We start from the raw sequence: 17746 nt of genomic DNA on the forward strand, positions 1-17746 counted from the left end.
CCGCGGCTCAATTCAGGATGGCCGCGAAAGTGCCGACGATGACCCTCAGGTCACCCAGGAACGAGCGGTGCCGGACGTAGTCCCGGTACATTGATACCTTCTTTGGCAGGATCACCTCGACGTAGTGACGCTCGGGATCCTCCGCCGCGGCCAACTCATCCTGTTCGTTGCGAAAGGCGATGGCCGCGGGATCCGAGATTCCCGGCCGCACACTCAGGATCTCCTCGCGCGCGTCGGCAGGCCACATCGCCACGTAGCGAGGCACCTCGGGCCGGGGACCTACCACTGACATGTTTCCCGTGAGGACGTCGATCAACTGGGGCAGTTCGTCGAGCTTCGATTTGCGCAGGAACGCGCCCACGGGTGTGATCCGGTCGTCGTGGGAGCTGGTGACCAGTGAGCCGCCGCTTGACACGCGCATGGAACGGAACTTATGGATCCGGAACGACCGTCCCCCCCGTCCGACCCGCTCCTGGCGGAAGAACACCGGGCCGCGGTCCTGGGCCCAGACGGCTGAGCCGACGACGAGGAACACCGGGGAGAGCACGATGAGCCCGGCGGCCGACGCCACCACGTCGAAGGCCCGCTTGACGTCCGTCCTCACGCGAGGATTGCCCTGGCCGCGCCGATGACCTGATCAACGTCCTCGTCGCTCATGGCCGAGAAGATCGGCAGGCTGCAGGTGCGCTGGAACTCCGCCGTGGCCACTGGGAAGTCCTCAGGCGCGAGTTGGTAGGTGTCGCGCCAGTAGGGCTGCAGGTGCAGTGGGATGAAGTGGACGCTGGTGCCCACCTCCCTTTCCGCCATCAGTTCGATGAAGCGGTCCCGGGTCACCGGCGCGTCGGAGGTGAGACGCAGGTTGTAGATGTGCCAGGCGTGGCTGGAGTTTTCCGGCGCGTGCGCCGGCAGCGTTAGGGGCAGGTCCGCGAAAGCGGAATCGTAGCGGTGCGCGATGGCGGAGCGCCTCGCTACCATCTCGGGCGTGCGCTGGAGCTGGACGCGCCCCATGGCCGCCGCGGTGTCCGTGAGGTTGTACTTGTAGCCGGGCGCCACGACGTCGTAATGCCAGCTGGGCTTCGAGGACGAGTAGCGGTCGAACACGTCGCGGTCGATGCCGTGCAGCCGCATGGTGCGCATGCGTGAGGCCAGCGCCTCGTCTGTGGTGACCACCATGCCGCCCTCGCCGGTGGTCATGGTCTTGGTGGCGTAGAAGCTGAACACGGTGGCTGTGTGGCCGTGGGCGCCGATCAGCGTGCCCTCGTTCAGGGTGGGGAACGCGTGGGCGGCGTCCTCGATCACCTTGAGCGAGTGGCGATGCGCGAACTCGGTGAGCGCGGAATCGGGTACCCCGAGGCCGGCGTAGTGGACGGGGGCGATGGCAACGGTGCGTTCGGTGGTCTTCCTCTCCGCGTCCGCGAGGTCGATACACAGGGTTGCGGGGTCGGCGTCCACCAGCACGGGGTCTCCCCCCAGGTAACGCACGGCCTCGGCTGTGGAGGTGAACGTCCACGTGGGCACCAGCACCTCGGTGCCTGGGCCCACGCCGATCGCCTCGAACGCCAGGTGGAGGCCAGCCGTGGCGGAGTTGACCGCCACAGCGTGCGCGTCCGCCCCGAGGAACTCGACGAACTCCTTCTCAAACGCCGCCGCATTGGGGCCGGTCGTGAGCCAGCCGGAGCGCATCGCCTTGACCACGGCTTGGATCTCGGCCTCGGTGATGTCCGGGCGCGCGAAGGGGAGAAAAGCCATGTGCCGAGATTACACCGGGGGCTACGGGGTCGGCGCAACCAAGCGGCCGGGGGCCCGACCTGTAGGCTGGCGTGGTGAATCTTGCCGGGATAGTCCACCTCAGCACGGTGCACCGTACCCGCGACAATCGCATCTACAACAAGGAGTGCGGGGCACTCCTGGACGCCGGCTACCAGTGCGTCCTGGTGGTGAGGGGTGAGCGCGACGAACCGGGCCCTGTGGCGATTCGGGCGCTACCCACACCGGCGAACCGCCTGATCAGACTGACCACCATGCAACTACGGGCATGGCGGGAACTCGACAGGCTAAAGCCGCGGCTCGTCCACATCCACGATCCGGAGCTGATCCCGTTGGCTTGGCTGTGGTCAAGGCTGCGGGGGGCCCTATGTGTGTTCGACGCCCACGAAGACCTCGTGAAGCAGATTGCCACGAAGCGGTACCTGAAGCCGTGGCAGCGAACTGCGGCACGCCTCTACGCGCGGCTTCTCACCTGTTGGGCCGACAGGGGCATGGACGCCGTGGTCGCAGCGACCGGACCGATCGCCGAAGGCTTCTCGAACCCGCGCACGATCGTCGTGCACAACTACCCGTGGCTGCGGGACTTCCAGGCCACACCTGCCCCGGTCCCGGGGCGGATGGTCTACACCGGTGACCTCACTGAGGAACGCAAACTCTCGTTCATGGTGGACCTGGTCCACCTGGTGCGGCAGCGGGTCCCCAGCGCGCACCTCGTACTGGCGGGGGCCGTCGTCGGGGAGGCGGCGAGACGAGTTGCCAGCTCGTCCTTCGACGGCGAACTCGTCAAGCACCTGGGGCTACTCCCTCCGTCCGACGTGCCGGCGGTGATCAGTTCGGCGCAACTGGGCCTGATCCTCCTGGAGCCGCTCCCCAATTACCTGACATCACTGCCGACGAAGCTGTTCGAGTACCAGGCCGCCGGGGTGCCCTTCGTGGCGAGCGACTTCCCCCACTGGCGGGCAACGTTCGGCGAACAGGCGGGCGTGTTCATCGACTCCGAAGACCTGGTGGCGTCCGCCGACGTCGTGGGAGAGCTGGTGCAGAACCCGGAACGCTGCCGGGGGCTCGGGCGAAACGGCAGGGCGGCCGTGGAAGTGGCGCACAACTTCGAGCACGAGGCGGAGAAACTGGTGGGGTTGATGCGCGAGCTGGGGCTGGTCCCTTGATATTCGAGCCCGTCAGGCTGAACGAGCCGGCGGCCACCGGCGCCGCCAAGCGTGGACTCCTCTCCATCATCGCAATCGGCCTCCAAGGGGGGACCCGCTTCCTCTCGAACCTCCTCATCGGTCGCGTGGCCGGGCCGCTGATCAACGGCGCCGTCGCCAGCGCCACGGCGCTGGCGTTCCTGCTCCATACCTTCTGGCCGTCCAGCTCCCCAGGCGCTGCCTCCAAGTTCATCGCCCGCGCACGCGGGAAGAAGGACGACGCCGAGGTCCACTCCGTCACCCGCCACATCGCGCTGCGCGTGGTGCAGGTGACAGGCGTCCTCGCCGTGGCGTGCCCACCGTTGTGGGTCTGGGTCTACGACGGCCAATGGTGGGAGGGCCTCTGCATCAGTGTGATCCTCATCACAGTCTCGACGTCACAGTTCGCACGAGGGGTCCACTTCGGCGCGGGCCAGGTGGCTCGTGGCACCCGGTACGACATCCTCATCAGCATCATCGGCATCGTCACGACCGTTCTCCTTCTCTCGCTCGGGGTTCGTAATCTGCTGCTGACACTGCCGATGTCGCTGGCTCTGGGTGCCTACTCCCTACTCTGTTGGCCGTGGACGGCTCACGGGACCCCGGAACGGGCGCTGCGATCGGAGATCGACAAGTTCATCACCTTCTCCGCACTGGGCAGCATGGCCAGCGCCGGGATGCTCCAGGCCTCGCAGTTGGTGGCGGCGTGGCTGGGGCCGGAGGAGGCCGCACGCTTCGCGCCGGCGCTGCTCATGGTCACCCCACTGTCGATCATCGCCACGGCCCTGACGATGGCGCTCTATCCCTCCATGGCCGAGGCGCAGGGGGGAAATGATACGGAGCGACTGCGGAGACAGACCGACCTCGCGACGCGGGGCTTCATGGCCGTCATGGTCCCCAGCTTCGGAGGAATGGCGATCGCGGCCCGCCCCATCATCGAGCTGGTGTGGGGCCACAGGTTCGACCAATCTCCCGCGCTCATGCCGTTCTTCTGCCTGGCGCTGCTGATCAACAACGTGGCCACGCCGTCGGTGAGTTCCATCACCAGTGGTCCGCACCGGAACATGTGGTACACCCTCCTGCTGTCGCAGGCCGGGCTGGCTTCGGCTATTGTCGCGTGGCTGCTACTGGTTCAGCCCCTGGGTGTCTTCGGGGTAGCGCTGGGCTACGGAATCGGCGCCAGCGTGACGGCGATCAGCCTCATCGTGGTGGCGTGGCGGATGTATGCCCAGCGTTGGTGGCCACTGTTCGCCCAGCTCGTGGTGGCCGTCGCGGCGATCGCGGGACTTTCATGGTGGCGCCACAGCTCGCCGCCGGACCACGTTCTCGACCTGGTCGTGGGCACCGGCTTCGGCTTGCTCTGGTTGGGCATCTCAGTGCCGACGCTCCGTCGGCTGTGGGGCCACAGGGCCTGAGGGGCAGCACGTCGTCAAGGATGCGCGGTGCGGGGATAGACTGCCCCTCGTGTTATGGACTGGTAGGAGATGGCGTTGACGATTCAATCTGCCAGGGTCAGGTTGCTGCGGGTCGGTTTGGCCCTCTGGGACTCGGCCGCTTGGGCGCTGGCCGCTCTCGCCCTCGTGATCGCACGATACAACTTCCAGCTCTCCGACGAGTATGCGCAGATAGTGCTGCTATACGGAATCGGAGCTGTCACCCTCCAGGTTGTGGTCGGGGTGATCACGAAGCTCTACCGGGGCCGGCACAGCGTTGCGTCGTTCGAAGAGGCCGCGATGTTGGCGCTCGTGGTGCTCGGGATCGGTCTGGCGTTGGCCATCGCGTTCGCGGTGTTCGCCCCCCCGGGTTACCCGCGGGTTGTGACGTTCACCGTGCCGTTTGCCGCGCTCGTGCTCATGGCTGCTGGGCGCTTCATGTTCCGCACCGTCACGCGGTATGTGCAGGGTGGGCATCCCACGGAACCCGTCATCGTGTACGGCGCCGGGAACGCGGGCCTGCAACTCGGGAGACTGCTGTCGTACGACCCGGATGCTCCCTACGAGATCGTGGGCTACATCGACGATGATCCCAGCAAGCGGAACCTGCACGTCTCGGGCGCCAGAGTCCTGGGCGGCCGTGATCACCTTGTCGAGGCGGCCCGCGCGCGGGGAGTGACGACGGTCATCGTCGCCATCCCCACGGCAGACCGGGCCCTCATGCGCGAGATTTCAGGAATCACCGAGGACGCCGGACTGAAGACGCTCGTGATGCCGCCCACCCGCGACATCGTCTCCGGCAAGGTGAGCCTGTCAAGCCTGCATGAGCTGGACGTGACCGATCTACTGGGACGAGCCCAGATCGAGACCAATCTCGGCGAGATCTCCGACTATCTCTCCGGCAAGGTCGTTCTCGTGACGGGGGCCGGCGGCTCCATCGGCTCGGAGTTGGCGAGGCAGGTCCACCGCTTCGGGCCCAAGGAACTGGTCATGCTGGACCGTGACGAATCCGGTCTCCACGGGACCCAACTGTCGATCTTCAAGCAGGGCCTGCTCGACACGCCCAACATGGTGCTCTGTGACATCCGGGACGAGGAAGCGCTGGACGCGGTCTTCGAGACTCACAAGCCCGACGTCGTCTTCCATACCGCTGCGCTCAAGCACCTCCCCATGTTGGAGCAGTACCCCCTCGAGGGGTGGAAGACCAACACCTTGGGAACACTGAACGTGTTGCGCGTCGCCGAGAAGTACGGCGTGGAGCGCTTCGTGAATGTCTCGACTGACAAGGCCGCGGACGCCACCAGTGTCCTGGGCAAGACCAAGCGACTGGCCGAGGAGTTGACCGCGCACTACGCCGAGCGCACAGGCCGCAGCTATCTGAGTGTGAGGTTCGGAAACGTCCTTGGGTCTCGGGGGTCGATGCTCCATACCTTCACTGCCCAGATCGAGGCCGGTGGCCCGCTGACAGTGACTCACCCGGACATCAGCCGCTATTTCATGACCATCCCGGAAGCCTGCGAGCTGACCATCCAGGCAGGGGCCATCGGCCGACCCGGGGATGTTCTGGTGCTGGACATGGGGGAGCCGGTCCGGATTCTCGATGTCGCCAAGGGTCTGATCGCCCGGTCGGGACGAGACATCAAGATCGTGTTCACCGGCCTCCGTCCCAACGAGAAGATGCACGAGGTCCTGTTCAGCGATGATGAGGAGCGGACCCCCACCGGCCACGAGTTGATCGGACGCGTGGCTGTGCCGCCCCTGGACCCGGCGCTTCTCGCCGGCGTCGATGGTTCGGACCCGGCATCGATCGGCTCACTGACCCAACAGAGGCACGCCGCGGCGGCCCATGCGCGGATCGCGCAGGAGGCGGCCGAGGGTCTGGAGGGAATTGAGTTGCGCCATCCGGACAGGGCCCTCCCTGGTGCCGGCTGAGGCAGGGGGTTTCACCCGGCTGGGCAACGCACTCGCGTGGTCCTTGGTGCCTCTGGCAGGGCTCATGCAACTGGTCGGGCTCCGCAGACCGGTTCCCGGGCTTGAGTGGCCGACGGTGGAGTTCGTCGGCTTCACTCTCATCGCGCTCGCCTCGTCCCCGTGGTGGTGGCGTCGCCGGGCCGAGGTGAGCAGGTGGGGATGGCTCCTGATGGGCTGTTTCGTCGCTCTGATCGGGTACGGGCTCCTGAGCGTCCTCCTGCACCCCGGGCCGACCGTGACCACGTCGCAGGTCTTTGAAGTGAGCACGGTGTGGGTGGTGCTCCCTCTGCTGACCGCCCTGGCGACGATGGCTGCGGCCGGCGGTCTGGTCCTGGCCGCCGAGGCCCGGCTCCGTCCCGCCGTCATGGCGACGGCGTGCGCGGTTCTCCTTGTCACGGCCATGATCTCCTGGCCGCGTCAAGCTGTGATTCACCGTTCCGGACGGCTGGCCACGGCGATGGCCGGCTCCGCGACGGTGCACGTCGTGCTGCTGCTCGTTGCGGCTTTCGCATTCGGTTTGTTCCTGGCCCGATGGCACCCGCGGCTGTCCTTGGCCCTCGCCGGACTGGCGACACTGGCCCTGGTGGCAACCGAGTCACGTGCCGGGATGCTCGCGCTGGTGACCTGGATCGTTCTCATAGCCATCGGGTGGGCCCGGGTGGGGCATGCGCACCCGATGAAGCTCTGGCCGCTCTGGGCGGCGTGCGGCGCCATCGCGGGCGCGGTCATCGCGGTCGCACCGCTCCGCCGCATGGTGTCGTTCGCGGACCCCAAGCGGGCGCAGAACCTGGAGACCGCCCTCACCATCTGGACGCGAGGGCCCGAGACCGTCGCGCTGGGCGCAGGTTCCGGGCAGGTGTGGCCCTGGTATGCCTTCGACTCCGGGGAGGTCCCCGTCCCTGGCGCGGGGATCCAGCACACGGAGTGGGGTGACGTTCTCCTGAGCCCTCACTCGACGGTGCTCGCTCTCCTGGTGGAGTCGGGGCTGGTCGGCGTAGTACTCGGCGTGGGGTGCCTGACAGCTCTCCTGGCGACCCTGTGGAGATCGCGTATGGACCCTTCCCGTGCAGTGCTTGCGGCTGCGCTCGTGGCGTCCTGCGTCGCGTTCCTCTTCGACACCTACCTCCTCAAGAACTTCGGTGTGAGCCTCTGGTGGTGGCTCTTCGCCGCGCTCGTGATGACGCGCGATCCTCGCCAGGCCGATGGTGGTCTCACTGCCGACACGAGCCGGCAGCCTCGAACCCAATAGACTGAGCCGGTGCGGATCCTCTACATCGACCACTACGCGGGTTCTCCCACTCTAGGCATGGAGTATCGCCCCCACGCCATGGCAGAGCGCTGGATGCGGTCGGGCCACACCGTCACGCTACTGGCCGGATCCTTCAGCCATCTTCGGGCGGAGAACCCCGATGTCCGGATCGACGGTGAGCACCGCAGCATTGACGGGGTCGACTTCCGGTTCATCCTCACCCGCTCGTACGGCGGCAACGGCATAGCGCGAGTGCTCAGCATGGGCGACTTCGTCGGCAAGGGGTGGCTGCAGGCCCGCCGGATTTCGACGGCGCTTCGTCCCGACGTCGTCGTCGCGTCCTCCACCTACCCGTTCGACACCTGGCTGGCGCAACGCATCGCCCGCTTTAGCGGAGCAGGTCTGGTGCATGAGGTGCACGACCTCTGGCCCCTGACCCCCATGGAGCTCGGAGGCTACTCGCCCCGCCACCCTCTGATGTGGCTGATGGCCCGGGCCGAACGCTCCGCTTACGCCGAGTCGGACGTGGTGGTGTCCATTCTTCCCAACATCGAGCCCCATGTCCGGTCCCTCGGGGTGGGTACTCCCGTCGTGCACGTGCCGAACGGCATTGAGGCATCGTCCGGAGACCAACCCGCACCGGAGGACCTGACCGCATTGGTCGCGACGCTCCACGCGGAGGGACGCACGGTGATCGGGTACGCGGGCGGCATGTCCACGTCAAACGCTCTGGACGACTTCATCGTCGCGATGGGGCTGCTTCGGGATGAGCCGATCTCAGCCGTGCTCATCGGTGACGGCATGCTCCGGCCGGAGTTGGAGAAACTGGCAGTGACGAACGGTGCGGCGGTCCACTTCGTCGGCAGGATACCCAAGCGGTCGGTTGGCGCCATTCTCCGGCACATGGACGGCCTGTACATCGGATCCAAGCGGTCGCCCCTCTACGAGTTCGGTGTCTCAGCCAACAAGATCTTCGACTATCTGCTGACCGGGGTGCCGATCGTGAACGCCTTCGCCACGGCGCACTCTCCGCTCAAGTTCGCGCAGTGCTCCCTGGACGCCACTGCCGAAGATCCTGGCGACATCGCGAGGGCCCTGCGGAAGATCGCCGTCATGCAGCCCGAGGAGGCAGCGGAACGGGGGCGGCGCGGCGTCGAGTACGTCCTCGCCCACCACTCGATGGACGCTCTGGCGGACGACATGTTACGTGCCCTGGAGCAGGCGGCAGACGCCCAGCGTCACGCCGCCGGGTGAGGCTCAGCCGCTGAGCACCAGCCCGGACAGGTGAACCCCGGCGAGCTCAAGCACGTTCAGCCCATCCCGGACCCTGGACTTGGAATCCGTGCTGGCATCCACCACCAGCAGGGCCCAGTCCGCCGCCGCCAGCCCCAGGGCACCGGCGCTCGTCGGCAACAGGGGGCTGGTCACGAGGATCACCCACCGATCGTGCACCCTGAGCCGTTCCACCAGCGACGACAGCGAGGGCCGGGTCAGGAGATCGACGGGGTTGGGGACGGGCCCGCCCGCGTGCAGACGGTTTCGCTCCGGAGCGATGGTGGATGTCGCGGGGTCCGCGAGGAACTCGGCGACGCCGGGTCCACCGTCGCCAAACGGGCGCCCAGCGAGGTCGAGATCGACGGCGACCGCGGCCTGGCCTTGAGCCTGTAGCTGCTGGACGACGGCCGTGCCCAGTGCCGCAGCAGCGTCTGAGGACGCCAGGCCGGCGAGAGCCACCACCCGCGAGCCCGTGGTGGGGGCGAGGAAGGAGAAGTTCCTGGCCAACACGGACACCGCGTCGACGTCATCCCCGGTCAGGTGCGCCACGACGGCGTCGTCGGTGATCGACTCCAGATCCCTGGGACTGCGCACCCTGTTGTCCAGCAGGACCCGCAACGCAAGATAGGAGAAGGCGACGAGTGCGCCCACGGCGGCGGCGACAATAGCCGCACCCATGACGCCCAACGCGGTACCCGCAGACTCCTGGGTGCTGATGCTTACATCCGCCACCTCGAGCCGCACCCCTCCTGGGCCGGACAGCGCCCCATCGGCGACGAGCCGCTCGAATTCGTCCATCACCGCCCGGAGCGCGGCCTCAGCTCGCTCCGCGTCAGGATCCGTCAGCATCGCCGTGAGCACGAGCGATGAGGTCGGGGCTGCGAACTTGATGCGGCGATCCAGCACCTCGCTCGCCATCGGGGGGGCGAGCGACTGCCCCGCCGGGCCCAGCACCAGGGCCGACCGCAGCAGTGCGGGGGCGGATGCCGTCAGTGAGGTCACGGTCGCCTCCGTCACCGGGCCCGACGAGTCCTGCTGGAGACGCATGGTGAGGGTGGCTGAAGCCGTGTAGTCCGGCGAGTTGAGGAACTGGGAGGCGGCCGCGGCTGCCACAGCGGCCAGGGCACCAACGACCAACGCCCCCACGATGTAGCGGCGAATAAGGTGGAGGTAGGAACGCAGTGTCATGCTCATCCAATCGTTCATCAAACTGCGGGTCAGCTTACGGCCTCGACATACCCCGGACTACCGCGATGCGCTCGGACGCCTGGGCGTGGGGTGGGGATCCACGACCTGGGGGCTCGGGGCGCCGCCCCGCGTCGGCGGCGCACTAGGCTGACCTCAGTTGCCTACGCTCGGAAGGAGCGCGCCCATGGAGCGGCCCCTGGTGGTGTGGATCACGTCCGGCTTCCCTTATGGTTCGGGCGAACAGTTCATCGAGACCGAGGTGCAGTACTGGTCCGGGTTCCCGGGCGACGTGATCCTCCTCCCGGAGAATCCCGGGCCGTCGGAAGCGCGTCCAGTCCCGGAGGGCGTGCGGGTGTCGACCCGGCTCATGCACCGGTGGAACAGCCTCCGGTGGCAGTTGCTCGCCGCACTCCAGGCGGTCGTTTCGCCGGTCCTGTGGCGGGAACTCGGCGGACTCGTTGCGTCCCGCCGGGTCTCGCGCTACCGCGTGCAGCATGCGGTCCTGTCGGTCGTGCGGGTGAAGATGGAGGAGAGGGTGCTGAGGATTCTCGCGCATGAGCATGGCCGACCCATCGACGTGGTCTACGCGTACTGGATGTCGATCGCCTCATTCGCCGGGTGCATGGGGCGTCGCAAAGGATATGTCCGTCGGGTCGTGGCTCGCGCTCATGGCACCGACCTCTACGAGGACAAGCGACCTGAGCGGTACACGGCACTGGTGCGCCAGTTCGCCCGGGAGTACGAGGCGTTGTTCACGATCTCCGAGGATGGCCGTGCCCACGCGGAACGTTACGGTTTCGCGCCTGAGCAGCTGAGGGTAGCCAGGTTGGGAGTCACGAGTGCGGGGCGGACCCTCCCCAGCGACCCGGGACACCTCAGCCTGCTGTCGGTAAGTTCCCTGACGCCCTTCAAGCAGGTGCATCTGATCGTCGCAGCCGTGGCTGAAGTGGCGAAGAGGTTGCCTGAGACCCAGGTCCACTGGACGCACGTCGGCACCGGCGAACTCGGCCTCGACATCGAGCGCGCGGTCGCAGAGCGCCTGGGCTTGGCGAACGTGACCGTCGACCTTCTCGGACACATCCCCAACCCGGAGCTCATGACCTGGTTCGACGCCAACCGCGTGGACCTGTTCCTGAACGCGAGCAGTTCCGAGGGCGTGCCCGTCTCCATCATGGAGGCGATGGCCCACGAGGTGCCGGTGATCGCCCCGGATGTGGGTGCGGTCTCCGAGATCGTTCCCCCCGAGCTCCTGTTGCCGGCCGCCTTCACTGTGGAGGACATGGTGACGCGCGTCGTTGAGGTGCGCGAGCGCGTCAAGGACCCAGTCTACCGGAGGGCCATCCGCGCCCTGCAGGTGGAGGCGTACGACGCCGCCTCCAACTACAGCCAGTTCGTCGCCGGTATCGCGGCCCTGGGTGCCGACGATGCGTGACTCGCCTGTCAGCGTTCTGACGATGACGGTGGCCTTCCTCGTGCCACTCGTCTCCGCGTTGGGGTCGGTGGTAACCGTCGCGGGGCTGGCTGCGGCGCGTCCGTTGGCCATAGCCCTTATCGTGCTGGCTCTGCTGACGGTCAGGCGCTGGGATGTCGCTGCCGCCCTTGTTCTGACGGCCTCCATCGTGTGGCTGGGGTGGGGATTCCTCTCGCTGAGCACCGTCAGCAACCTCCGAAATCTCGTTGCGCTGGGCTGTGGCCTGGCCACCGCCCTAGCGTTCGCCCTCATTCCCTGGACCCCCGCACGCCTTCGCCTGCTCGTGTGGGGTTGGTTCTTCGCCTGGATCATCGCCGTGGTGCCCGGCATTGCTGAGACAGTCACGGGAATCCACCTGCCCAACTATCTCGAAACATCCCCGGAGTACGTGCGTGAGACCGTCACTGACACCGCGTCGTTCTTCGTCAATCCCAATCCCTACGCCGTGTTCCTCTGCATCTCCATGGTGGTGTTCGCCGTGGGAGCCCGGCTGGAGAAGGGGTGGGTCGCCAGAACATTGCTGGTGGCGAGCCTGGCCGGTCCCGTGCTCATCCTCCCGACCAACAGCCGGATCACCCAGCTGGTGTCGCTGGGCATCGCGGTCTGGATTGTCGTTTGGCTCGAGGTGGCTAGGCCCTACAGGGCGCGGTTGATCGCCGGGATCGTGGTGGCCGTGAGCCTGGCGATGGCGTTCGTCATGATGATGCCCGAGGTCCAGCAGAGAATCCTTGAGGCGTTCCAGGGCTCGGGCATCATGCGCATCAATCTGTACCTGGACGCACTGTGGATGTTCGCGAGCACCGGTGGACTGGGGGTGGGACCTGGCATGTTCGAGCGCTACATCGCTGCCGGCCTGACCCCCTACGACACGAGCTCCGCGGTCAATCCGCACAGCGGTGTCTTCGAGATTCTCAGCGAATACGGGTTTCTCGCGGCCGGCTTCGCCCTGGTGGCCGTGGTTCTGCTCGTCCGACTGGGCGCGCCCGGCTTCACCCGAAGCTTCGCGGACCCCCTGGATGCCGCCGCGCGACAAGGGGTCCTGGTGTGGGCGGTCGCGCTGCCCGTCCTCTCCTTCGGGGACAGTACCTACCTTGACTCGCCCATTGCCTGGGCCGGGATCGCCACTACGTTCGCATTCGCCCAGTACGCACGCGAGCGGGGTGGGCAGCCGCAACCCCGGTGGAGCATAGAGAGGGGAACCCCCTTACCAGAGCGCATGAGGGTGTTCGCGCGCCAAGGACCGCTCAGCGCTGGAGAAGGGCAGAGTAGGCCTCCACGAGCGGTGCGGCGTCCTCTTCCCAGGTGGGCAGAGGCTTCAGTTGGGAGACGAACCCGCGTGCGAGGTTCCGATCCAGCCGCTTCAGGAACCCCCTCAGCTCTGTCGCCGGGTCGGTGAGAATCAGTTCCTTGGCGAGGGGGCCAAGTCGACGACGTGCCTCCGGCAGATCGGAGCACAGAGGCGGCACACCCGCGGCGAGCGCCTCGAACAGCTTGTTCGGAGATGACCACGCGTAGCTGATGGCCGCCGTGTCGATGAGGCTGAGGGCGAGGTCCGCACCCTTGACCACCGAGACCACCTCGTCCGGAGGGACCGGCGAGAGGTGGTGCACGTGAGGCGAGCGCGCGACGGCGGCATCCACCAGCGGGGCCAGTTCGCCGGCCCCGACGAAGACCACATGATGGCGTGCCTCGTTCTCGAAGGCGTCCACGATGAGCTCTATGTTTCGTCCTGGGCTGAGGTTGCCCGTATGGACCACCAGCACCGCCTCCGCGGGAATGCCGAGCGCACCCCGCAGGTCCCGCGCGGGCCTGATGGCGGTCGCGGCGGGGTAGTTGTGCACAACCAGGACGGAACGGAGCTGGTAGCGCTCCCGGTACCAGTCCGCAATCTGCTGATTGACGGCGGTGACGAGGGCACACCGGCGCACCAATGAAGCCTCGATCCCTTCCGCGAGCACACGTTTGACGCCCACCATGCTCGGGGTACGGGTCTCCAGCTCGTGGGGGTTGTACACCACGGGAGCGCCCGTGCTCCGGCTCAACGCGAACGCCAGCGGAAGTGCGAAGACGGAGTGTGCGCTGATGACGGCCAGAGGTGCTCCCCGGTATGCCCGGTACACGGCAACGAACCAGCCGCCCACCTTCTGGAACCGGCTGCGCAGCGTGTCCTGCTTCGGCGCCGACGTTCCGATGCGGTCCACGGTGACGCGATCTTCGACAGGCTCAAGGCCCTCTCTGTCGTCCACCTGGAGGCCCACCAGCCGGATCTCAAGGGGGGGAGAGACGGCGGTGAGGCTGCGCGCCAGGCGCAACAGGCGCGATTCGTTGTCCATGGGGGACTGGTACAGGTGAAGGGCGAGGCTCACTTCGGATACCACCCTCGCTTGCGAAGTATGTTCACGCCGCCTCTGAGGAACTGGACGAACCCGTAGGAGTTCTTGTAGTCCCGGTAGGACCGTACGGGGGCCTGCATGATCGTCTCGAACTCCTGGGGGGTGAGGTTGAGCTTCTTGAGGAAGAACTCCCGGTCCTGTTGAACGAGCAGCGGTTCGTAATCGACGTCGTCGACCTGGTGGAGCGCCTCGGACCTGGTGATCTGTCCCGAGTTGATCAGGTCGGACAGGTGTCCGCGTCGCTTGTCGATGCCGAACTTCTCCTTCAGGATGTAGCCCTGGTAGAAGCGCGTGTAGATCGATTCGAAGTGCTTGCCGGGGTAAGGGCGCCAGCCCAACCGGTCCTGCAGCTCCTGAACGGCGGAGGCCTTGTCATAGTCCAGGTAGTTGAGGATGCTGACGATCCTCACCCGCGACACCGCATTGGTGTAGAAGAGCTCCCCGAACCCGAAGTGAGGGTAGCTGGTGAGCTTCTCGCGGCCGAAGCGCTCGTGGACGGATCGGATGTAGCGCCAATCCGAGTGGCCGTAGGACCAGGAGGGCACGCTGATGGCTTCGGTGCGGAAGTTCATGCCTGAGATGACGTATCGGATGCCGTACTTGCGGGCGAAGCCCCACATGCTGGCCTGGATGGCGTGGTCCGTCGGGACGTCACCGTCCGGAGTGGAGGCCAGCAGGAATGCGCGCTGCAGATCGTAAAACTGGCGCAGGTCCAGGACCTCGGTCACGAGATCGAGGTCCAGTGCCTTGACCGTCTTCTCCACGTTGGACACGGCGAGCTCGGAGTTCCAGCCGTTGTCGACGTGCATGGCCAGCGGTCGCAGCCCCAGCTCCTTGACCTTGAGGGCCACGTAGGTGCTATCCACGCCCCCGCTCAGGCCGATCAAACAGTCGTAGCGACGGTTCGCCGCCGACTCCTTGATCGCGCTGACCAGGGCCGACAGTTTGGTATCGGCTTCCTCGCCTGTGAAGACTCGCGACGACAGCAGCTCGTCGTAGCGCCGGCAGTGGTTGCAGACGCCGTCGACCAGCTCAAGATCCGGGTCATCTGCGCTGCGCATGATGCAGCGTCGGCACTCAAGCATCAACGGTCTCCGGGAAGGACACGGCAGGGAGCCAGACGTTCAGCTCCGCCTCGGTCGGGTAGGTGATGAGGACCGCACGGTGCGGTCCGTAGAACGTGAACATCGAGCCGGCTGCCACAGCAGAGGCCCCGGCCTCGACGGCCTGGCTGAAGTGCTCCAGTCTGCCGGCCCCCCCATTGGCCACGACGGGAACATGAACGGCCCGGGACACCTCGCGCACGAGGCTCAGGTCGTAGCCGCGGTAGCAGCCCTCGCGAGTCGTGGCGGTCACCATGATCTCCCCGGCGCCCAGATCGCAAGCACGTTGCGCCCATGCCGAGGGCGTCATCATCAGGGGGCGTCCACGCCCGCCCGGCACCACGCGCCGAGTCCCGTCCACGTCGATCACCGCGACGACCGCCTGCCGACCGTAGGCGGCGGCCGTGTTGCGCACCGCCTCGGGATCGCTGAGGAGGGCGGTGTTGAACGCGACCTTCTCCACACCCGCAGCCAACGCCGACCGCGCGTCGGCGAACCGTCGCAAACCACCCCCGAAGGTGACCGGCATGAAGGCCTCGGTGGCAATCCGCTCCAGTTGCCGCAGCCCGATCGGTTCCCCGCCCCGAGGCCCGCTGATGTCCAGCACCACCAACTCGTCGATGCCCTTGTCATTGAAGATCTTGACGGTGTTGATGGGGTCGCCGATGTAGGTGATCTCATCGAATGCGCGAGTCTTCACCACGAAGCCGTCGCGCAGACACATGGTGGCGATGACGCGCGCCCTCACGGCTGCCACCCCAGGAACGCGGTGAGGACCGACACCCCGTATCGATGTGATTTCTCCGGATGGAACTGCATTCCCACCACCGGTCCCTGTCCGATGACGGAGGAGTACCGGACTCCGTAGACCGTCTGGCCGTAGGACACGGTCGGCTCGTCCAGGGGCACGTAGTAGCTGTGCGCGAAGTAAAATCTGCCGCCGTCCGGCAAACCGGGTCCATCCGCCGCCGCCGCGGTGGGCGTCACCTCGTTCCACCCCATCTGCGGAACGCGGAACGAACCGACCCGCCCCGCGAACGAGTGACACCGCCCGGGCAGGAGACCGAGCCCTGGCAGGCTCCCCTCGTCGCTGCCCTCGAGCAGCAACTGCATGCCCAAGCAGATGCCCAGGAGTGGCCGGCCGGCTGTGGTGTGGTCGTTGACGCACTCGTCCAGCCCGGAGGACCGCAGTCCGGTCATCCCCGCGTCGAACGAGCCGACGCCGGGGAGAATCAGGTGCGACAGTCCTGAGGCATCACTGGGCTGGGTGACGAGGACCGGAGTCGCGCCGATGTAGCGGAGCATGTTCATCACCGATCCGATGTTTCCCACTCCGGAGCTCAGCACCCCGACGGACACCTGCATAGTCACCTTTCGTATTCCTGGCTGGAGATCGTGAAGTCGGGTTTGTGTCAGACCTGGCCGTCGCCGAGGCGGAAGAACTTCACGTCAGCCCACGCGTCCGCCGGGCAGGTGCCGCGACCGTCGACGAACACCTGCACCCCCGGCAGGTCGGCCGGGGTGAGCGAGGTGTATTCCGGGTGATCTGCCTGGAGAATGGCCGCGTCCACCGGATCCCCGAGGTGATAGGCGGTTAAACCGTATCCCGCCAGCTCGTCGTCGGTGTACATCGGGTCGTGGACGCTCACTTCGGCGCCGCGCGCCTTGAGACCCGCAACGGTGGGGAACACGCCTGAGAAGGCGGTCTCCTTCACCCTGCCGCGGTAGGAGGCCCCGAGGACCACCACCTTCCTGCCGCCGAGGTCTCCCAGCGCGCCCTCGGCGAGGGCGATGGCGTACTCCGGCATGGTCATATTGGCCTCGCGTGCGGTGCGCACGATCGTGGCGTCCGGATCCGTGTAGAGGTAGAGGCGCGGGTAGACCGGGATGCAGTGGCCGCCGACGGCGATGCCGGGGCGGTGGATGTGGCTGTACGGCTGCGAGTTGGACGCTTCGATGACCTTGTGGACGTCGATGCCGTTGGCGGCCGCGAACTTGCCGAACTGGTTGGCCAGGCCGATGTTGACGTCGCGGTAGGTGGTTTCGGCCAGCTTCGCCATCTCGGCGGCCTCTGCGGAACCCAGGTCCCAGACGCCGTTGCCCTGCGGCAGGTCCGGGCGGTCGTCGAAGCTCAGGACGGCCTCGTAGAACTCCACACCCCGCTTGGCGCCCTCGGGTGAGAGCCCGCCCACGAGCTTGGGGTACTTGCGCAGGTCCTCGAAGACGCGGCCCGTCAGTACCCGCTCGGGGGAGAAGATCAGGTGGAAATCCTTGCCCTCGGTCAGCCCCGAGATCTCCTCGATCATGGGCTTCCACCGGGTGCGGGTGGTGCCGACAGGAAGCGTGGTCTCGTAGCTGACCAGAGTCCCGGGGGTGAGGTGTTCGGAGAAGCTTCGCGTGGCGTTCTCCATCCATCCGAAGTCCGGCAGCCAGGTCTCGTCGTTGACGAAGAGGGGGACGACGATGACGATGGCGTCCGCGCCGGGGATGGCGTCGCTGTAGTCCGTGGTGGCGCGGAGACGTCCGGCGGGCACGAGTTCTGAGAGCTTCTCCTGGAGGTGGGCCTCGCCGGGGAACGGCTCGACCGCGGAGTTGACCAGATCGACGACGCCCTGCTGCACGTCGACGCCGATCACCTCGTGGCCCATGTCGGCGAATTGCACGGCCAGCGGGAGGCCGATCTTGCCCATGGCGATGACAGCGATCTTCACT

14 protein-coding genes and 1 pseudogene are annotated in these 17746 nt (G+C 66.7%); 7 read left to right on the forward strand and 8 right to left on the reverse strand.

The annotated features are described in order from the left end of the window. Positions 1-7: 7 nt before the first annotated feature. Positions 8-604, reverse strand: coding sequence for a sugar transferase (locus H5399_RS02660; RefSeq protein WP_182781466.1), 597 nt, complete (start codon positions 602-604; stop codon positions 8-10). Then, positions 601-1749, reverse strand: coding sequence for a DegT/DnrJ/EryC1/StrS aminotransferase family protein (locus H5399_RS02665; RefSeq protein ID WP_182781467.1), 1149 nt, complete (start codon positions 1747-1749; stop codon positions 601-603). Before H5399_RS02665 ends, H5399_RS02660 begins: the two co-directional genes overlap by 4 nt. 74 nt (positions 1750-1823) lie before the next feature. Between H5399_RS02665 and H5399_RS02670 the strand changes: the two genes are divergently transcribed. From H5399_RS02670 to H5399_RS02690, 5 genes are all read left to right on the forward strand, one after another. Beyond that, a complete protein-coding gene (locus H5399_RS02670) occupies positions 1824-2933 on the forward strand; it encodes a glycosyltransferase (RefSeq protein ID WP_370585670.1) in 1110 nt (369 codons plus the stop codon). Further along, positions 2930-4366 carry a lipopolysaccharide biosynthesis protein gene (locus tag H5399_RS02675; RefSeq protein ID WP_182781469.1) on the forward strand — a complete coding sequence of 479 codons (1437 nt, stop codon included), beginning with the start codon at positions 2930-2932 and terminating at the stop codon, positions 4364-4366. The genes H5399_RS02670 and H5399_RS02675 overlap by 4 nt, the downstream gene beginning before the upstream one ends. A gap of 75 nt (positions 4367-4441) precedes the next feature. Then, positions 4442-6316, forward strand: coding sequence for a nucleoside-diphosphate sugar epimerase/dehydratase (locus H5399_RS02680; RefSeq protein WP_255421941.1), 1875 nt, complete (start codon positions 4442-4444; stop codon positions 6314-6316). 64 nt (positions 6317-6380) lie between these two features. Further along, positions 6381-7604 (forward strand): O-antigen ligase family protein, encoded by a 1224-nt coding sequence (locus H5399_RS02685; protein ID WP_182781471.1) that lies wholly within the window; start codon positions 6381-6383, stop codon positions 7602-7604. Between the two features lie 9 nt (positions 7605-7613). Next, the gene (locus tag H5399_RS02690; RefSeq protein WP_182781472.1) at positions 7614-8858 is read left to right on the forward strand and encodes a glycosyltransferase family 4 protein; all 1245 of its coding nucleotides are present in this window, start codon (positions 7614-7616) and stop codon (positions 8856-8858) included. 3 nt (positions 8859-8861) lie between these two features. Here the strand turns inward: H5399_RS02690 and H5399_RS02695 are convergent, their stop codons facing one another. Next, positions 8862-10067, reverse strand: coding sequence for a hypothetical protein (locus H5399_RS02695; RefSeq protein WP_182781473.1), 1206 nt, complete (start codon positions 10065-10067; stop codon positions 8862-8864). A gap of 184 nt (positions 10068-10251) precedes the next feature. Between H5399_RS02695 and H5399_RS02700 the strand changes: the two genes are divergently transcribed. Both H5399_RS02700 and H5399_RS17805 read left to right on the forward strand, forming a co-directional pair. Continuing rightward, positions 10252-11499 (forward strand): glycosyltransferase, encoded by a 1248-nt coding sequence (locus H5399_RS02700; protein ID WP_182781474.1) that lies wholly within the window; start codon positions 10252-10254, stop codon positions 11497-11499. Next, positions 11492-12934 carry an O-antigen ligase gene (locus H5399_RS17805; RefSeq protein WP_255421942.1) on the forward strand — a complete coding sequence of 481 codons (1443 nt, stop codon included), beginning with the start codon at positions 11492-11494 and terminating at the stop codon, positions 12932-12934. The genes H5399_RS02700 and H5399_RS17805 overlap by 8 nt, the downstream gene beginning before the upstream one ends. Positions 12935-12971: 37 nt before the next feature. On the opposite strand, the pseudogene H5399_RS02705 reads toward H5399_RS17805, so the two are convergent. The 5 genes and pseudogenes from H5399_RS02705 to H5399_RS02725 all read right to left on the reverse strand — a co-directional run. Beyond that, a pseudogene (locus tag H5399_RS02705) lies at positions 12972-13871 on the reverse strand (glycosyltransferase); the annotation flags it as partial. 29 nt (positions 13872-13900) lie between these two features. Further along, positions 13901-14992, reverse strand: coding sequence for an N-acetyl sugar amidotransferase (locus tag H5399_RS02710; protein ID WP_255421943.1), 1092 nt, complete (start codon positions 14990-14992; stop codon positions 13901-13903). A gap of 16 nt (positions 14993-15008) precedes the next feature. Further along, entirely contained in the window at positions 15009-15782 is a 774-nt protein-coding gene (locus H5399_RS02715) for a HisA/HisF-related TIM barrel protein (protein WP_220490730.1), read from the reverse strand. Next, positions 15779-16399, reverse strand: a complete 621-nt coding sequence (gene hisH / locus H5399_RS02720) for an imidazole glycerol phosphate synthase subunit HisH (protein WP_255422021.1) — start codon at positions 16397-16399, stop codon at positions 15779-15781. Before hisH ends, H5399_RS02715 begins: the two co-directional genes overlap by 4 nt. A gap of 47 nt (positions 16400-16446) precedes the next feature. Next, entirely contained in the window at positions 16447-17745 is a 1299-nt protein-coding gene (locus tag H5399_RS02725; protein ID WP_182781478.1) for a nucleotide sugar dehydrogenase, read from the reverse strand. Between the last annotated feature and the right edge of the window lies 1 nt (position 17746).

Origin of the sequence: Tessaracoccus sp. MC1627 (assembly GCF_014164725.1) — a bacterium.
Classification (GTDB): domain Bacteria; phylum Actinomycetota; class Actinomycetes; order Propionibacteriales; family Propionibacteriaceae; genus Arachnia.

What these genes read in the sequence shown, in the direction of transcription:
- H5399_RS02665 (WP_182781467.1), bottom strand. Translation starts at nt 1,749, where the DNA reads ATGGCTTTTCTCCCCTTCGCGCGCCCGGACATCACCGAGGCCGAGATC.
- H5399_RS02695 (WP_182781473.1), bottom strand. Translation starts at nt 10,067, where the DNA reads ATGACACTGCGTTCCTACCTCCACCTTATTCGCCGCTACATCGTGGGG.
- hisH (WP_255422021.1), bottom strand. Translation starts at nt 16,399, where the DNA reads ATGCAGGTGTCCGTCGGGGTGCTGAGCTCCGGAGTGGGAAACATCGGA.
- H5399_RS17805 (WP_255421942.1), top strand. Translation starts at nt 11,492, where the DNA reads ATGCGTGACTCGCCTGTCAGCGTTCTGACGATGACGGTGGCCTTCCTC.
- H5399_RS02710 (WP_255421943.1), bottom strand. Translation starts at nt 14,992, where the DNA reads ATGCGCAGCGCAGATGACCCGGATCTTGAGCTGGTCGACGGCGTCTGC.
- H5399_RS02700 (WP_182781474.1), top strand. Translation starts at nt 10,252, where the DNA reads ATGGAGCGGCCCCTGGTGGTGTGGATCACGTCCGGCTTCCCTTATGGT.
- H5399_RS02685 (WP_182781471.1), top strand. Translation starts at nt 6,381, where the DNA reads ATGCAACTGGTCGGGCTCCGCAGACCGGTTCCCGGGCTTGAGTGGCCG.